The 15,067-nt window shown below is 72.8% G+C and carries 11 protein-coding genes and 1 pseudogene; 7 read left to right on the top strand and 5 right to left on the bottom strand.

Features of this window, described 5'->3' with window-relative positions:
- Positions 1–200: 200 nt before the first annotated feature.
- Positions 201–1,454 carry a cytochrome P450 family protein gene (locus tag N7925_RS04130; RefSeq protein ID WP_274343061.1) on the bottom strand — a complete coding sequence of 418 codons (1,254 nt, stop codon included), beginning with the start codon at positions 1,452–1,454 and terminating at the stop codon, positions 201–203.
- The gene (locus N7925_RS04135) at positions 1,451–2,752 is read right to left on the bottom strand and encodes a cytochrome P450 (protein WP_274343062.1); all 1,302 of its coding nucleotides are present in this window, start codon (positions 2,750–2,752) and stop codon (positions 1,451–1,453) included. The genes N7925_RS04130 and N7925_RS04135 overlap by 4 nt, the downstream gene beginning before the upstream one ends.
- 213 nt (positions 2,753–2,965) lie before the next feature.
- Between N7925_RS04135 and N7925_RS04140 the strand changes: the two genes are divergently transcribed.
- The 4 genes from N7925_RS04140 to N7925_RS04155 all read left to right on the top strand — a co-directional run bounded on the left by N7925_RS04140 (position 2,966) and on the right by N7925_RS04155 (position 7,204).
- The gene (locus N7925_RS04140) at positions 2,966–3,688 is read left to right on the top strand and encodes a response regulator transcription factor (protein WP_265598147.1); all 723 of its coding nucleotides are present in this window, start codon (positions 2,966–2,968) and stop codon (positions 3,686–3,688) included.
- A gap of 166 nt (positions 3,689–3,854) precedes the next feature.
- The gene (locus N7925_RS04145; protein WP_274346391.1) at positions 3,855–5,828 is read left to right on the top strand and encodes a sensor histidine kinase; all 1,974 of its coding nucleotides are present in this window, start codon (positions 3,855–3,857) and stop codon (positions 5,826–5,828) included.
- Between the two features lie 126 nt (positions 5,829–5,954).
- Positions 5,955–6,407, top strand: coding sequence for a hypothetical protein (locus N7925_RS04150; RefSeq protein ID WP_274343063.1), 453 nt, complete (start codon positions 5,955–5,957; stop codon positions 6,405–6,407).
- A gap of 122 nt (positions 6,408–6,529) precedes the next feature.
- Positions 6,530–7,204: a class F sortase gene (locus tag N7925_RS04155; protein WP_274343064.1), complete on the top strand. Its 675-nt coding sequence runs from the start codon at positions 6,530–6,532 to the stop codon at positions 7,202–7,204.
- 64 nt (positions 7,205–7,268) lie between these two features.
- Here N7925_RS04155 and N7925_RS04160 read toward each other — a convergent pair whose 3' ends face one another.
- Positions 7,269–7,592, bottom strand: coding sequence for a DUF1330 domain-containing protein (locus N7925_RS04160; protein WP_265598150.1), 324 nt, complete (start codon positions 7,590–7,592; stop codon positions 7,269–7,271).
- Positions 7,593–7,800: 208 nt separating this feature from the next.
- On the opposite strand from N7925_RS04160, the gene sph reads away from it, so the two are divergent.
- Together sph and N7925_RS04170 are read left to right on the top strand one after the other, a co-directional pair.
- Positions 7,801–8,781, top strand: coding sequence for a sphingomyelin phosphodiesterase (gene sph, locus N7925_RS04165; protein ID WP_274343065.1), 981 nt, complete (start codon positions 7,801–7,803; stop codon positions 8,779–8,781).
- Between the two features lie 114 nt (positions 8,782–8,895).
- Entirely contained in the window at positions 8,896–10,845 is a 1,950-nt protein-coding gene (locus tag N7925_RS04170) for a hypothetical protein (protein WP_274343066.1), read from the top strand.
- Here N7925_RS04170 and N7925_RS04175 read toward each other — a convergent pair.
- Complete coding sequence (locus N7925_RS04175) at positions 10,754–12,925, bottom strand: tetratricopeptide repeat protein (RefSeq protein WP_274343067.1); 2,172 nt, start codon at positions 12,923–12,925, stop codon at positions 10,754–10,756. The genes N7925_RS04170 and N7925_RS04175 overlap by 92 nt on opposite strands.
- A gap of 158 nt (positions 12,926–13,083) precedes the next feature.
- Between N7925_RS04175 and N7925_RS04180 the strand changes: the two genes are divergently transcribed.
- On the top strand, positions 13,084–13,959 hold the full coding sequence (locus N7925_RS04180; RefSeq protein WP_443032111.1) for an N-formylglutamate amidohydrolase: 876 nt from the start codon (positions 13,084–13,086) through the stop codon (positions 13,957–13,959).
- Between the two features lie 611 nt (positions 13,960–14,570).
- Here the strand turns inward: N7925_RS04180 and N7925_RS04185 are convergent.
- Positions 14,571–14,985, bottom strand: a pseudogene (locus N7925_RS04185) (transposase family protein); the annotation flags it as partial.
- Positions 14,986–15,067: the final 82 nt, after the last annotated feature.

The raw sequence follows: 15,067 nt of genomic DNA on the forward strand, positions 1-15,067 counted from the left end.
CGAGTCGGTCCAACTCACATGGCTGAACGCGAAGTTACCACGACTGAATCTTCGGTAACCAGGATCTTCACGTGCCCCTGTGGCCTCGTGCGGAGCGCTGCCCCAGCCCCTGGACGCGGGCTCGGTGGGGCGGCCTCGACGACCGCCCCCTCCCGCCTGCCCTCCGCCTTCCCGGTCCTCCTGGCCTCCCGGCTTCGCCGTCAGCCCAGGAGGACCGGGAAGGCGGTCATGTCGTTCTGCGTCATCACCGGAAGCTTGGTGATCTCCTCGTCCGGGACGGCGAGGCGGAGTCCGGGAAAACGCGTGAACAGAGCGGGCAGGGCGACGCCCGCCTCGACGCGCGACAGGGCCGCCCCGGGGCAGATGTGCGGGCCGTGACCGAACGTCATGTGGCGGTTGCGGGTGGGCCGGGTGATGTCGAAGACGTCGGCGTCGGGGCCGTGTTGCTCGATGTCGCGTCCGATGGCCCGGTAGGAGACGACGACTCCCTCGCCCTTGCGGATCACGTCGCCGCCGACGGCGATGTCCTCGGTGGCGAACCGCATCAGCAGGTGGGTGGTGGGGGTGTCCCAGCGCAGCGTCTCCTCGATCACCGCGTCCCAGCCGACCTCCCCGGCGAGCACCATGCGCAGCTGGTCGGGGTGGGAGAGGAGGGCGCGTACGGCGTTGAGGACGAGACCGATGGTCGTCTCGTGACCGGCTGCGACCATGGCCTTGAGGTTGCCCACCACCTCCTCCTCGGTGAGCGGCTCGCCGCCCTCCTCGGCCAGGATCAGCGCGCTGGTGAGGTCGTCCGTGGGCCGGGCGGTCTTCTCCCGTACGAGGCCGATGTAGAAGACGTCCAGCTCGGCCAGGAGCGCGAGGCGTTCGTCCTGCGGGGTGAGCATGGAGAAGAAGGCCTTGTACTGCCTGGTCAGCATGGCGTGCTGGGACTCGTCCACGCCCATGAGCAGGCCCACCACCCGCATCGGCAGCGGCTGGGCGAAGACCGCCTTCAGGTCGACGACCCCGTCGTCCCCCTGCGCGGCGTCGAGGGCGTCCAGCAGCTCCTGGGTGAACTTCTCGATCTCCGGGCGGATCGCCTCCAGGCGGCGGGGGGTGAGCGCCTGCGAGGTCTTGGTGCGCAGCCGCCGGTGTTCGGCTCCGTCGACGGTGAACATGGAGCGCCCGGCGTCGATCATGCCGATCAGTGGCCACGCGTGGGTCACCGCGCCGCTCTGCCAGAGGCCCCAGGCGTGGATGTCCTTCACCAGCCGCGGGTCGAGGAGGAGTTGGCGTGCCTCGGCGTGCCGGGTGACCGTCCAGGCCGGGACGCCGAGCAGGTCGATCCGGGCGAGGACACCGGCGTCGCGCAGCCGTGCGGTCTCGCCGTCCAGGTCCTGGACCATGGGGTCGATGACGACGGTCCCGGCGCCCCGGTCGGCCGGCGCGGCGGCAGTGTGCGGGCAGTTCACAACGCGTCTCCTGTCGTGCGTACGGGGGTGAAGCGGACGGGCAGGGCGGTCGTCCCGCGCAGGAAGGCGGACGGCCGGCGGACCAGTTCGGCGGCGGGGACGGCCAGTTCGAGGTCGGGCAGCCGGTCCAGCAGCACCTCGATGCCGGTACGGGCGATGATCTCGGCGATCTCCTGGGCGGGGAAGGGGCAGCGGTACTCGCCGTGGCTGAAGGCCAGGTGCGCGCTGTTGCCGCCCTGCCCGGAGCGGACGGCGGAGGCGGTGACCTGCTGCCGGATGTGCGGGTCGGCGTTGGCCGCGCCGAGGCCGAGGAGCAGCATGTCGCCGCGGGCGATGTTCCGTCCGCCGAGCCGGGCGTCGCGCGCGGCCCAGCGGCCGGCCAGGATCTGGGTGGGGCCGTCCTCCCAGAGCACCTCGTTCATGGCCTCGGCGACACTGTGCCGGCCGCCGGACAGGGCGTCGGCGAACTGGTCCTCGGTGAGCATCAGCCGGGTGGAGTTGCTGATCCAGTCGGCGGTGGTCAGGTGGCCGGCGGCCGTGATGGCCATCAGGTCGAGCGCGTACTCCTCGTCCGTGAACGGTTCGGGGTGGGCGAGCATCCGGGAGGTCACGTCGTCGCCGGGCCGCGCCCGCTTCGCCGCCACGAGGCGCTGCATGTGCTCCCCGAAGCTCAGGTGCGCCTTCTGCGCGCCGGGGCCGCCGTCGGCGAGGTCCTTGAGCACCCGCGCGATGTCGGCGCCCTCGTCGTCGGGGAAGCCGACGAGCCGGGCGAGCACGAGGACGGGCAGCGGCTCGGCGAACTCGGCGACGAGGTCGGCGGTGCCCCGGGTGCAGACGGCGTCGATGAGGCGGTCGGCCAACTGCTCGCAGTGCTGCCGGATCTCGAAGGCGTCAGCCCCTTCGAGAGCCGGTACGACCATGTCGACGTGCCGGCGGTGCTCGGCTCCGGCGGTGAAGTAGATGGACGGCATCGGGGTGCCCACCATGGGCAGCAGGGGCCAGTCGGCGGGGACGTGTCCCCACTGGTTCCACAGGGAGACGTCCCGGGGGAACAGCTCCCCGTCGCTGGTGACCTGGTGGAGTTCCCGGTAGCCGATCACCAGCCAGGCGGGAAAGCCGCCGGGCAGTTCCACGGGGACGACAGGCCCGTGGTCGCGCCGCATGGACCGGTAGAGCTCCTGCGGCTCGGTGGGGAAGCCAGGCCCGCCGAGCGCGACGGCGCCCGTACCGGCACCCACGGGGCAGCCTCCTCCGGTGCCGGCCGTGGACGCGGGCGTGGCGGACGAGGGATTCGTCATCGTACGGACTCCAGGGGCGGCGGCTTCGCGCGTTGCGACCATACGATCAACGCGGCACCACTATAAGGAGATTGCGTGAACCACCGGAGCTGTTCGCGCTCATTTCCGCCCGAACTCCCGGCCGGGGCCCCGGTCGGGGTGGCGTCCGGGAGGTGGACGGCGTAAGGGCCGCCCCGGGCTCGCACCGCGATCCCGCCGCTCTACGATCGGGGCGTGTGCGCTGACGTCATAGTTGCCGAGGACGACGAGAAGCAGGCCGAGCTCGTACGCCGCTATCTGGAACGGGAAGGACACGCCGTACGGATCGTGGGCGACGGCCTCGCCGCGCTCGACGCCGTCCGGCACCAGGAACCCGACCTGCTCGTTCTCGATGTGATGATGCCCCGGGCCGACGGCCTGGACGTCGTGCGCGTACTGCGCTCCGAGAACCGCGAGCTGCCGGTGCTGATGCTGACCGCCCGCTCGACCGAGGACGACCTCCTGCTCGGTCTCGACCTCGGCGCCGACGACTACATGACCAAGCCCTACAGTCCGCGCGAGCTGATGGCCCGCGTCCGTACCCTGCTGCGGCGCACCCGGCGGACCGCCGCCCCGGAGCCGGTGGCCGAGGAACCGGTCCTGCGGGTCGGCGCCCTCGTGGTCGACCCGGCGCGGCACGAAGTGTCCGTGGGCGGCGGGGCGGTGGAGTGCACCCCGGGCGAGTTCCGGATCCTGGCGGCCCTGGCGGCGGGGCCGGACCGGGTGTTCAGCCGTCAGCGGCTGCTGGAGGAGCTCCACGGGTTCGACCGCTACATCAGCGCCCGGACCGTCGACGTGCACGTCATGAACCTGCGCAAGAAGATCGAGCGGGCCCCGCGGCGGCCGGAACGCCTGCTCACCGTGTTCGGCGTCGGCTACAAGCTCACCGACCCGGCGAAGGCGGTCCGGCGTGCGTAGGGCGCGCCGCGGGGACGACAGGGCGGGCGGGCGCGGGGCGGGCCGGGACGGCCGGACGGACGGGGACGGCCGGACGGACGGGGACGGCCGGACGGACGGGGACGGCCGGACGGACGGGGACGGTGGGAGCGCCGGCCGAAGCGGGCGGCGCGACGGCCGGCGGGAGATGGCGGGCCGGGCGCGGCTGCCGCTGCGCCGGAGCCTGCTGGGGCGACTGCTCGCCGTTTCGGCGCTGGTGGCCGCGTGTTCGGTGGCGGCCACCGCCTGGATCGCCGTGCAGACCACCTCGGGTGCGATCAAGCAGGAGCAGGGGCAGAACCTCACCGCGGACGCCCGGATCTACGACACCCTGCTGGAGTACGCCGCCCGCAATCCGACCTGGGACGGGGTCGGGGCGACGGTGCGCGAACTGGCCCGGGAGTCGGGCCGCCGGGTCGCCCTGACCACGCAGGGCAGGCAGCCGCTCGCCGACTCGGCCACCACGGCGACCGCCCCGGCGCTCGGGCCGCAGGCGTCCGCCGTGGTCGACCCGTTGTCCGTGGACACCGTTCTGGCGGCGCGCGGGACCGCCGGGCAGGGCACGGCGGCCGACCGCATCGACCCCCGGGCGGTGGGGCCGTTCCGGCTGTCGGCGGGGGACAGCAAGACGTTGCGGCGGACCGCCGACGACAAGGTGGAGTGCCTGAACCGGGCGGGCATCGCCTCGGACGTGGTGGTCGGCCCGAGCGGCCGCCCCCGGGTGCAGATCGTGGGCAACGACCCCGAACGCGCGCTGGGCACGCGGTGTGATCTCGCCGCTCTGGACACACCCACCCCTTCGGAACGCAAGGCCCTCGACGCGCTCACCGAGCTGGCCGACGCCTGTCTGAAGCGCCAGGACCGCGAGGGCGTACGGCTGAACAGCGACCTGTCCTGGGGCGATCCGGCGCGGGTGTCCCTGGCGCCCGAGTCCGGCCCGCGGCCGGACGAACCCGGGCCGCTGGTGCCGGCGCCGACGCCTGTGCCTGTGCCGACTCCGAGCGACGACGCCCCTGCGGAGGCGACCGAGCCGTCCGTCGTGACGCCGGAACGTACCGGGGAGAACGACCGGGCGATCGCGTCCTGTGTGGGCACGGCCCGGAGCGAACAGCTCAGCTCGTACGTGGCCTCCCCCGCCCTCCTCTTCATCGGCGACGAGGGCGGCGCGACGCTGCCCGGATTCGACCTCTCCCCCGCGAACACGGCCAGGATCGCCGGGGCGGCGGCGCTCGTGCTGGCCCTCACCGTGGGCGCTTCGGTGTTCGCGGGCGCCCGGCTGGTACGCCCGCTGTACGCACTGACCGGCGCCGCGCAGCGCATGCGCGACGGGGAGCAGCCGGAGTCGGTGCCCGTCTCGGGGGACGACGAGGTCGGCCGGCTGGCCGCGGCGTTCAACGACATGTCCGCGCACCGGGCGCGGCTGGAGGAACAGCGCAAGGCCATGGTGAGCGACGTCGCCCATGAGCTGCGCACCCCGCTGAGCAACATCCGGGGCTGGCTGGAGGCCGCCCAGGACGGACTCGCCGACCCCGACCCGGCGTTCGTCTCCTCGCTGCTGGAGGAGGCCGTGCTGCTCCAGCACATCATCGACGACCTCCAGGACCTGGCCGCCGCCGACGCCGGGGTGCTGCGGCTGCATCCCGAACCCGTCGAGGTCCGGGAGCTGCTGAGGCAGGCCGCCGCCGCCCACCAGGCGCGGGCGGAGAACGCGGGCGTCACGCTCGCCGTCATGGGCACCGCCCCGGGGCCGGCCCTGCGCGCCGATCCGGTCAGGCTCCGGCAGGTGGTCGGCAACCTGGTGTCCAACGCCGTACGGCACACGCCGGAGGGCGGACGGGTGACGCTGCGCGCGTACGCCTCCGAAGAAGGTGACGGGGCGGTGCTGGTCGAGGTGGCGGACACCGGCTCCGGCATCCCGTCCGAGGACCTTCCCCACGTCTTCGACCGGTTCTGGCGCGCGGAGAAGTCCCGCAGCCGCCGTACGGGCGGCAGCGGCCTGGGCCTCGCCATCGTCCGCAAACTGGTCGAGGCCCACGGCGGCACGGTGGACGCGGCGAGCGTCGAGGGCAAGGGGTCGACGTTCGTCCTTCGCCTGCCCGGAACCGGGCCGTCCGGCCCCTGATGGGATGACCACAGCGCTCTGACAGCTTCTTCATATCTCCACGCCAGCCTGGCGGCATGCCCCGTCCCCGGTGCGAACCGGCATCCGGGACCGTCACGGGGCCGACTATGGAATGGAGCCATCCGTATGACCGCTTTCCCCTCTCGTCGCACCCTGCGCGCCGCCGTCCTGGCCGCTGTCGCGGCCGGCGCGGTGTTGGTCCCGTCCTCCGCCGCCTTCGCCGACGCCTCCCCGAAGCCGTCGGAGCCCGCCGTGGTCGACCTGTCCGAGAGCAAGCCCCCCGTGGTCGACCCGTCCGAGCGCAAGGCCGCCGATGACGCCGCGAAGGACGCCGCCCGGCCGGCGGTGACGCCGCGCGGCGGCGTGGCGGCGGGTGAGGGCCCCGCGCCCGCGCCCACACCGAAGGAGGCCGCCCCGGTGGTCACCCCGCGCGGCGGTGTCGCCGCGGGTGAGCGTCCCGCGGGCAGCGGTGACAACAGCACCGCGGTGCTGGCCGGCTCGGTGGCCGGGACGGCGCTGCTCGCCGGCGTGGGCACGATCGTGCTGCGCCGCCGCTCGGCGGCCGGCCTCGACGGCTGACCCGCACCGCTCACCACCGCTGACCGTGGCGCCGCCCCCGCACCGGGGCGGCGCCACGCCCGCGCACCGGCCCATCCCGTCCCGTCCCGCCGCCCTGTCCCGCCCCGATTCCGGAGTCCTCTGTGCCGTCCTGTACGTCGCCCCACCGCTTCCGGCGGACCGCCGCTCTGCTGACCGCCCTCGCGGCCTGCGTCGCCCTGGCGGGTTGCTCCTCCGCCGAGCCCTCCGCCTCGTCCTCCTCCGCCGCTGCAGGCGCGCCCTCCGCCTCGCCCTCTTCCGCTCAGGGCGAGGCGGCATCCGGATCGACCGGATCGACCGGATCGACCGAGCCGTCCAGGACGGGCGGGCCGGATCAGCCGGCTCCCGCCCACGTCTCCATCCCCTCGATCGGCATACAGAGCACGCTCATGGAGCTGGGGCTCAACCCGGACGGCACGGTCGAGGTCCCGCCCGCGGAGAAGGGCATGACGGCGGGCTGGTACAGCGGCGGTTCCGTGCCCGGCACACCGGGTCCCGCGGTGCTGATCGGCCACAACGACACCCGCTTCGGCCGTGCCGTCTTCCACGACCTCAAGAACATCCGCGACGGCGCCGAGGTCCTGGTCCGCGACGGGGCGGGGAGGACCCTGCGCTACACGGTCACCGGAAAGGAAGCGGTCAGCAAGAAGGCGTTCCCCACCGACAAGGTCTACGGCCCGACGAAGGACAGCACGCTGCGGCTCATCACCTGCGACGGCGAGTTCGACGCGGACGGTCACACGGTCGACAACCTCATCGTGTACGGCGCCCTCGCCTGAAACGGTCTGCCGCCACGGGAATCCCGCGAGCAACGGCCCGCACGTACGGTGGCGGCCCTGCGGGTCAGGAGACCCGGTCGGGGACGGAGAAGCCCTCGGGCGGCACGCCGTCGACGAACAGCATCCCCACCCTGACCTTGCCTTCACGTATCTCCCGGGCCCTTCGGTACGCGACGGAGCCGTACCACTCCCGGATCCGGTCCATGTCGGGAAACTCGATGACCACGACACGGGAGGAGTTCCAGACGCCTTCGACGGGCTCGGGCGTGGAGCCCGCGACCAGGTAACGGCCGCCGTGGTCGAGGATGGACTTCCGGGCCACCGGCGCGTAGGCCAGGCCCGCCTCCTCGTCCAGCACATCGATGTTGACGATGACGTAAGCGGGCATGGGATTCCCTTGTTCCGTCGGACACGGCGCGTACTGATGTCACGGTCGACACTACGGCTCGGCGCCGCCGTGGTCGGCGGAGCGACCGGTCGGCGACGGATGGCAGCCGACCGGACAGACTCGGGCCACCCGATGTCTACCCGTGGGTAACTCCCGCTGCTTGGATGGGGTCGACCGGTACGCCCCCCACTCGACCGCAGGAGACCCCGTGCCGAACACCGCGTCCCGCCGCCTGACCGGCGTGGCCTTGTCCGCCACCCTCGCCGCCGTCACCCTCGCCGTGAACGCACCGCAGGCGGCGGCTGCCGAGACCCCGTCGCTGCGGGTGCTCTCGTACAACGCGTTCATCTTCAGCAAGACCCTGTACCCCAACTGGGGCCAGGACCACCGGGCGGCCGAGATCCCGAAGACATCGTTCTTCCGGGGCAATGACGTCGTGGTGATCCAGGAGGCCTTCGACAACGGGGCCTCCGACGTGCTGCTGCGGAACTCCGCGTCCCAGTACCCGTACCAGACCCCGGTGGTCGGCCGGAGCAAGAGCGGTTGGGACGCGACGGGCGGCTCGTACGCGGCGGCGACGCCGGAGGACGGCGGCGTCACGGTCCTGAGCAAGTGGCCGATCGTGCGCAAGGAGCAGTTCGTCTTCAAGGACGCCTGTGGTGGCGACTGGTTCTCGAACAAGGGCTTCGCCTACGCGGTGCTGAACGTCAACGGCGCCCGGGTCCACGTCGTCGGCACCCACGCCCAGTCGACCGACCCCGGCTGCTCGGCGGGCCAGGCGGCACAGACGCGCAGCCGGCAGTTCCGGCAGATGGACGCGTTCCTGGACGCGAAGAACATCCCGGCATCGGAACAGGTCGTCGTGGCGGGCGACTTCAACGTCGACGGGCACTCGGCCGAGTACGCCTCCTTCCTCTCCGACGCGGGCCTGAGCGCCCCGGAGACCCGCACGGGCCACCCGTACTCCTTCGACACCCGCGACAACTCCATAGCCTCCGAGCGATACCCCGACGACCCGCGCGAGGACCTGGACCACGTCCTGCACCGCACGGGCCACGCCAAGCCGGAGGGCTGGCAGAACGACGTGATCAAGGAGGAGAGCGCCCCCTGGACGGTGTCCAGCTGGGGCAAGGAGTACACCTACACGAACCTCTCCGACCACTACCCGGTGATCGGCTCCGGCCGGTAGCCGCCATGACGCCGCCGTCCCCCTGCGCTCGTCGCCGGAGGGGGACGCGCGTCGCCCGGATCCTGCCGATATATCGTGGCCAGCGCTTGTGTCCGGGAGCGCGAGAGGGCCGGTATGGACGGGGAGCAGGACCAGTGGATACGGGTGCCGGTCGGGGACGACGCGGCCCGCTGGGCCACGCGGGTGCGATGCCGTCGCGTACTGCTCGTCGTGCACAACGTCACCTCGGCGACCCGGCTGCTCGACGTCCTGCCGCTGTTCCACGACGACCTGGGGGTGCAGCTCCTCGCCACCTGCACGGGGTCCTCGGCCTTCCGGTCGGGCGTCGCGGAACTGCTCGCGGACACGGGGGTGCCCGTACTGCCGTGGGAACAGGCCCTCGCGACGCCGGTGGATCTTGCGATCTCGGCCAGCTTCGGCGGCGAACTCGGCGCGATCAAGGGCCCGTTGCTCATACTTTCGCACGGTATCGGCTACACTAAAAGGCTGGCGGCACCGAGCACCGAGCACCGAGCACCGAGCACCGAGCACCGAGCACCGAGCACCGATGCGGAGGCGGAGGCGGCGGAGGCCCCACGCAGGGAGCGCCTCCCCCCGGTCTTCGGACTCGCGCCGGACTGGCTCCTCGCGGACGGTGTCCCTCTCGCCGACGCGCTCGTCCTCTCCCACCCCGAGCAGTTCGACCGACTGGCCGCCGCCTGCCCCGAAGCGCTGCCCACCGCCGTGCTCGGGGGCGACCCCTGCTTCGACCGGATGCTGGCGGCACGTCCCTACCGCGACCGGTTCCGCAGGGCGCTCGGCGTGGGGCGTGGGCAGCGGCTCGTGCTGCTCAACTCCACCTGGAGCCCCCAGTCGCTGCTGGGCGACGGCACCGGAGAAGAAGCCGGTGGCGAGGGCGGGGGCGGTGACGACACGCTGCCCGCGCTGCTTCCGCGGCTCGCGTCGGAGCTTCCCGCCGACGAGTACCGCATCGCCGCCGTCCTCCATCCCAACATCTGGCACGGTCACGGCCCCGGCCAGATCAGGGCCTGGCTGGACCGGGCCAGGCGCGCCGGCCTGGCGTTGATCGACCCGCTGGAGGACTGGCGTCAGGCGCTGCTCGCGGCCGACGTGGTCATCGGGGACCACGGTTCCGTCACCTATTACGCAGCGGCGCTCGGCACCCCCGTACTCCTCGGAGCCGCCCCCCTGGACAGCCTCGACCCCGACGCCCCCATCGCCGACTTCATCCGGACCACGCCCGGACTCGACGCGCGGGCGCCCCTGCGCGGCCAACTGGACGCGCTGATCGAAAGCCACGTCCCACAGCCGGGTCCGATGCGCTTCACCTCGTCCGTGCCCGGCGAGGCGGCGGTACGGCTGAGGCGGGCCTTCTACGAGCTGATGGACGCCCCCGAGCCGCCGGGCCCCGCCCTGCTCCTGCCGCTGCCGCTGCCGGACCCGGAGCCCGCCTTCCGTACGGCTCCCCTGTACGTGCTGACACGCTGCCTCGCGGGGCCGGAGGTCGTCGTGACCCGGTACGCCGATCCCGCCCGGGAGCCCGCCGGGGCGGGGGACGCCCATCTGGCCGTCCATGAGGACACCCGCGATCCGGGCCAACTCGACCTGGCCGACGTCGTCTTCCGGGACGGAGCTTCGGACGACCCGCGGTTCGGACCGCCCGGCCGATGGGCCGCCGAGGTACTGGAGCGGCACGCGCACAGCGCACTCGCGGCCTACGTCACCGGACCCTCGTCCTGCATCGTCCGGACCCGTGGCGGGGCCCTGCTCCGGCTGACCGGGGGGCCGGAAGCCGACGCGGACCCGGCGGTGTACGCGTCGGCGGTGCACGCCTGGCTCGCGGCGGGCAGGACCCTTGCCGCTCTGGTCGCGGACGGTCTGACCGTCCGTACGGGCACCACCGCCCACCCCGTGCTGGTCACGGCCGAGGCGGACGGGTCGGCGGCGGGCGGAACGAGGCAGCGCCCCTCGCCTACTCCCGCGGACCGGAGCCGGAGCAGCGCTCACGCAGGCGACGCAGATACTCCACGTGCTGGTCGGCGTTCTCCTCGGACAGGATCCTGATCGCCTCGTCGGTCAACGGCAGCGCCGCGGTGGGCTCCCCACCGGCCAGCAGGATCTCGGCGAGGTCCGTGAGAGCCCGCGCGGTGTTGTACGCCTCGCCGTTCGCCCGGAAGACGGCCAGGGCACGCCGCACGTGCTCCTGGGCCTCGTCCAGCCGCCCGAGGCCCCGCAGGGCCCGGCCCCTGTGGCGTTCCAGCAGAGCCCGGGCCCGGGGCACGTCCGCCGCACCCTCGTCGTCGGGTCCGATGCCGTCAAGGACGGCGTACGCCTCGTCGAAGCAGTCGTACGCGTCGGCGAAGCGCCACTGCCGCAGTCGCAGCAGCCCCAGGATTTCGATGGCGGAGGCCAGACCGCGGGTGTGCCCCGCCGCCCGCTCGTCGCGTGCGGCCGCCGCCGCTTCCGCACCGGCCTCGTCCCCGAGCTGCAACTCGCCCAATGTGTGCGCGAGTTGTACGTGCAGAGCACCTGCGATCCGGCTGCCGGGGACCTGCGCGTCGGCGACGGCCGCCCCGATCCGCAGAGCCGGGAGCACCGCCTCGTGGTGGCCCGCTTTGAGCTGGAGCGGCCACAGGGCGCGGCAGAGCGTCAACACCGTGTCCGGCTGTCCGAACTCCTCGGCGGTCGCGACGGCTTCGACGAGGTTGGGCAGTTCGGCGGCGAGACGCGCCACGGCGTCACCGCGCCCGGCGTAGGCGCTGTCCGGTTCGTCCGTCAGGGCCTCCGGCACCCGCCAGCTCTCCGGGAGTGCGGCCCGCGCCGCCGTCACCGACAGGCGCAGGTAGTGCTCGACCGCGCGGGTCGTGGCCGCCGAGCAGCCTGCGATGCCCTCGTGGCGCAATGCCGCTTCCTCGGCGTGGGCCCGTACGGACGGCCGATAGCGGTAGCGCCCGTTGCCCGTGTGCTCCAGCAGCAGTACGTCGGCCAGCCCGCCGAGCAGTTCCTCGGCGACGTCGACGTCGATGCCCGCGACCCGTGCCGCGGCCTCCGTGTCGAAGGCAGGCCACTGCCGCAGCCCCATCAGGCGGTACAGCCGGGCGGCGTCCGGCCGCAACAGCCGGTAGGCGTCCTCCGCGGCCGTACGCACCGGGTCGCTGTCGCTCATGGTGAGGCCTCCCGTCGGTTCGTCCGTCGGTTCGTCATGGGGCGGCGGGGCCGCGGTGAGCGGCCCGGGATCAAGGAGCCGGGGCGCTGCGGCGCGTAGGGCGTACGGCGATCCGCCGCAGCGTGCCAGAACGGCGGGGAGCGCCGCACGGGCGGAGCGCATGGCCTGCTTGCCCACGATCTTGGTGAGCAGGCGCGCCGCGTCCCGGTCGCTGAGGGGCCCCACGGGCACCGGAGACGCGTCGAGCCCGGAGAGGGGTCGCCGGGCCACGACCAGGGTGAGGACGCACGGCGCGGAGGTGAGCAGCGGCGCGATCTGCGCGGCGGTCCGGGCGTGGTCGAGGACGAGGAGCAGTTTGCGGTCCGCGACGACGCGGTGAAAGGTGTCGATGCGCTCCGCCTCCGAGGGCGGGATCCGCTCGTCGCGCAGCCCGAGCCGGAGCAGCAGTTCCCGCAGGGCGCTCCCGGCGGTGTGGGCACCGCCGGTGCCCCGGCGGCCGAGGTCCACGTAGAGCTGCCCGTCCGGGAACAGGCTCTCCGCCCGCCAGCCCCAGTGCACGGCGAGGGCGCTGGTGCCCATGGCGTCGTCCCCGTACAGAAGGGCGACCCGGGGGCGTCCGTCCGCCTTGCGGCCCGCCTCGCGGTCGAGCAGCCGCATCGCCCCCTTCCGGTCCGTGAAGAAGCGTACGGAGGAGGGCAGCCGGGGCCGCCCGACCGTTGCGCCCGTGGTCTCCACCGTGCGGGCGAACGCGCTCCAGGTGCGGGCCAGTTCGGGGTCGCTCCGCACGCTGTCGTGGACGATCCGCGCCACGGCGTCCCGTTCCTCGGGCCGGGTCGGCGCGGCGACCTCGCGTCCGGCCATCCGCCGCACCAGCCCGCCCGCGGTCTCCCAGGCCCACTTGCCGGCCTCGCTCGCCACGCCCGAACCGACGGCGCCGAGGACTGCCGTGATGGCGGCCATCGATATGGGATCCAGCATGCGGTGCGCCCCCTGCTTCCCGCCGGCTCGCCCGGTATGCCCCTCCCGGGCACCGTCACGACCGATCGCGAGGATCAACGGTAGCCGCCCGGAGGGCGCGCTGACGGGCTGCCAGGAGAACGGGGAGACCGCCCGGTGCGTTCCGGCCACGGTCCGGGATGCTGGTGCGGGTACGGACGAAACACACCGAAGGAGTACCTGTGAGGGATCCGCAGCCGTTCACGCTCATCCCGGGAGCTGCCGACTCTCCGGTCCTCCTGCACGTCCCGCACGGGTCCCGTCGCATCCCGCGGAAGGTGCGCGAAGGGATCACGTTGGACGATGCCGCCCTGGAGCGCGAGCTCGACCACATCACCGACGCCCACACCGCCGAACTGGCGGCCGCGGCAACGGTGATCGCCCCGGCCTCCCCGTGGCGCTTCGTCAACAACCTGTCCCGGCTGGTCGTCGACCCGGAGCGCTTCCCGGACGAGCGGGAGGAGATGCTCGCCGTGGGCATGGGCGCCGTCTACACCCGCACCACCCACCGCGAACGGCTCCGCCCACCGGAGACGGACGCGGGCCCCTTGCTGGACGCGTACTTCCACCCGTACGCCGACGCGATGACGAGAGCGGTCGAGGCGCGCATCGCCGCCGCCGGCCGGGCGGTGATCATCGACATCCACTCGTACCCGACCGTGCCCCTCCCCTACGAACTCCACGGCACCGGCCCCCGCCCTCCCGTCTGTCTGGGCACCGACCCGTTCCACACTCCGCCGGAGCTTCTCGCGGCGGCCCAGGGGGCGTTCGGGGGCCGATTCGGTCACGGTGGTCTCGGACGCGACACCCCGTTCGCGGGTACGTACGTCCCTCTGCGGCACTACGGAACGGACCGCCGGGTCACCGCGCTGATGATCGAGATCCGCCGCGACACGTACATGAGCGAGCCGGGCGGCCCGGCGGGGCCGGGGCTCGACATGCTGGCCGGGGCGGTGGCGGAGCTGGTGGAGTCGCTCAGCCGGCCTTCTTCCAGTCCTGGCAACCGGTGGACTTGAAGATCCCTCCCTTGTTGACGGTAACCCGCCCGCTGCCGGCCGGATTGCCGTTGGCGATGATGGCGTCGAACTCCCCGCTGGAGTTCCTCGCCCCGCTCCCAGTAGCACGCGAAGGACTCACCGGGGCCGCCCGTCCTGTAGGTCCCGGTGCGCATCTCCTGCCCCACCAGGTATTCGCCGTCCCCGCCCACGGTGGTGGGCGGCCCCTTGGGCCTCGGCTGCTTCGGCGGCTTGGCGGTGACGGTGGCCGTCTTCGTGACGGTGACCTCCGGGCCGGGCACCTCCACCTCCTTGGTCACGGTCTTGGTCACGGTGATCCTCGGAGTGGGACCGGCATCCGAGGCCTCTGCCCGGGACCGCACTGACCCACTGAGAGGCGTTCTGCGGGCGGCCCGTCGAACGCCGGCACGCCTACGCACGCGTCCGACGCTTCGGCCTGAATCGGCACCACGAAGTCACGTACCGACCACACTTGTACGTACCCGCCCCAATAGAGCGGGGGCCCGAAAGGAATCCGGGAACCCCTTGAACAGCAGCAAGCACCCGGAGCTGGCGAACCACGCCTGGTCCATCGCCGACCTCCTGTGCGGCGACTACGAGCAGTCCGACTGCCGACCGAACGGATCGGTGAGGACCTTCACGTTCATGCCGTGACGCTTGTGTTTCCCGGAGTAGTACGGGGTGTCGGCGGCGATCCGGTCGATCGGCAGGAGAGTGCCCGCCAGGATCGCGAACGCCTTGGTCCGGATGGTCTTCATCGCCTCGGTCAGGGCCGGGGCGATGGCGGCCAGGACGTCGACTACCTCGCGTATGCAGCGATAGACCGTCGCGATGCCGATGCGGAAGCCGGCGGCGAGTTGGGCACAGGTACCGCCGCACCGTAGGTGAGCCAGGGCGAGCAGGGCCTGTCGGCCTGCGGGCAGACGCCGCCAGCGCGCCCCGATCTCCCGCCGCCGGGCATGCAGCCGAGCGCTCAGGTACTGCAAGGTGCGGCTGGACATCAACCGACGACGGGTAGACAAGCACGCGAGCTCCTGGTGAGGCACGGTGGATCTTGGTCGTGACACCTCATACCAGCAGCTTCATCGCGTTGCAGCGCCGCCCAACT

The organism is Streptomyces sp. CA-278952 (assembly GCF_028747205.1).
Lineage (GTDB): Bacteria > Actinomycetota > Actinomycetes > Streptomycetales > Streptomycetaceae > Streptomyces.

Bases quoted from the DNA above. Each gene is read 5' to 3' on its own strand.
- N7925_RS04180 (WP_443032111.1), top strand. From the start codon at position 13,084: ATGCTGGTGCGGGTACGGACGAAACACACCGAAGGAGTACCTGTGAGG.
- N7925_RS04145 (WP_274346391.1), top strand. From the start codon at position 3,855: ATGGCGGGCCGGGCGCGGCTGCCGCTGCGCCGGAGCCTGCTGGGGCGA.
- N7925_RS04175 (WP_274343067.1), bottom strand. From the start codon at position 12,925: ATGCTGGATCCCATATCGATGGCCGCCATCACGGCAGTCCTCGGCGCC.
- N7925_RS04150 (WP_274343063.1), top strand. From the start codon at position 5,955: ATGACCGCTTTCCCCTCTCGTCGCACCCTGCGCGCCGCCGTCCTGGCC.
- N7925_RS04170 (WP_274343066.1), top strand. From the start codon at position 8,896: ATGGACGGGGAGCAGGACCAGTGGATACGGGTGCCGGTCGGGGACGAC.
- N7925_RS04160 (WP_265598150.1), bottom strand. From the start codon at position 7,592: ATGCCCGCTTACGTCATCGTCAACATCGATGTGCTGGACGAGGAGGCG.
- N7925_RS04135 (WP_274343062.1), bottom strand. From the start codon at position 2,752: ATGACGAATCCCTCGTCCGCCACGCCCGCGTCCACGGCCGGCACCGGA.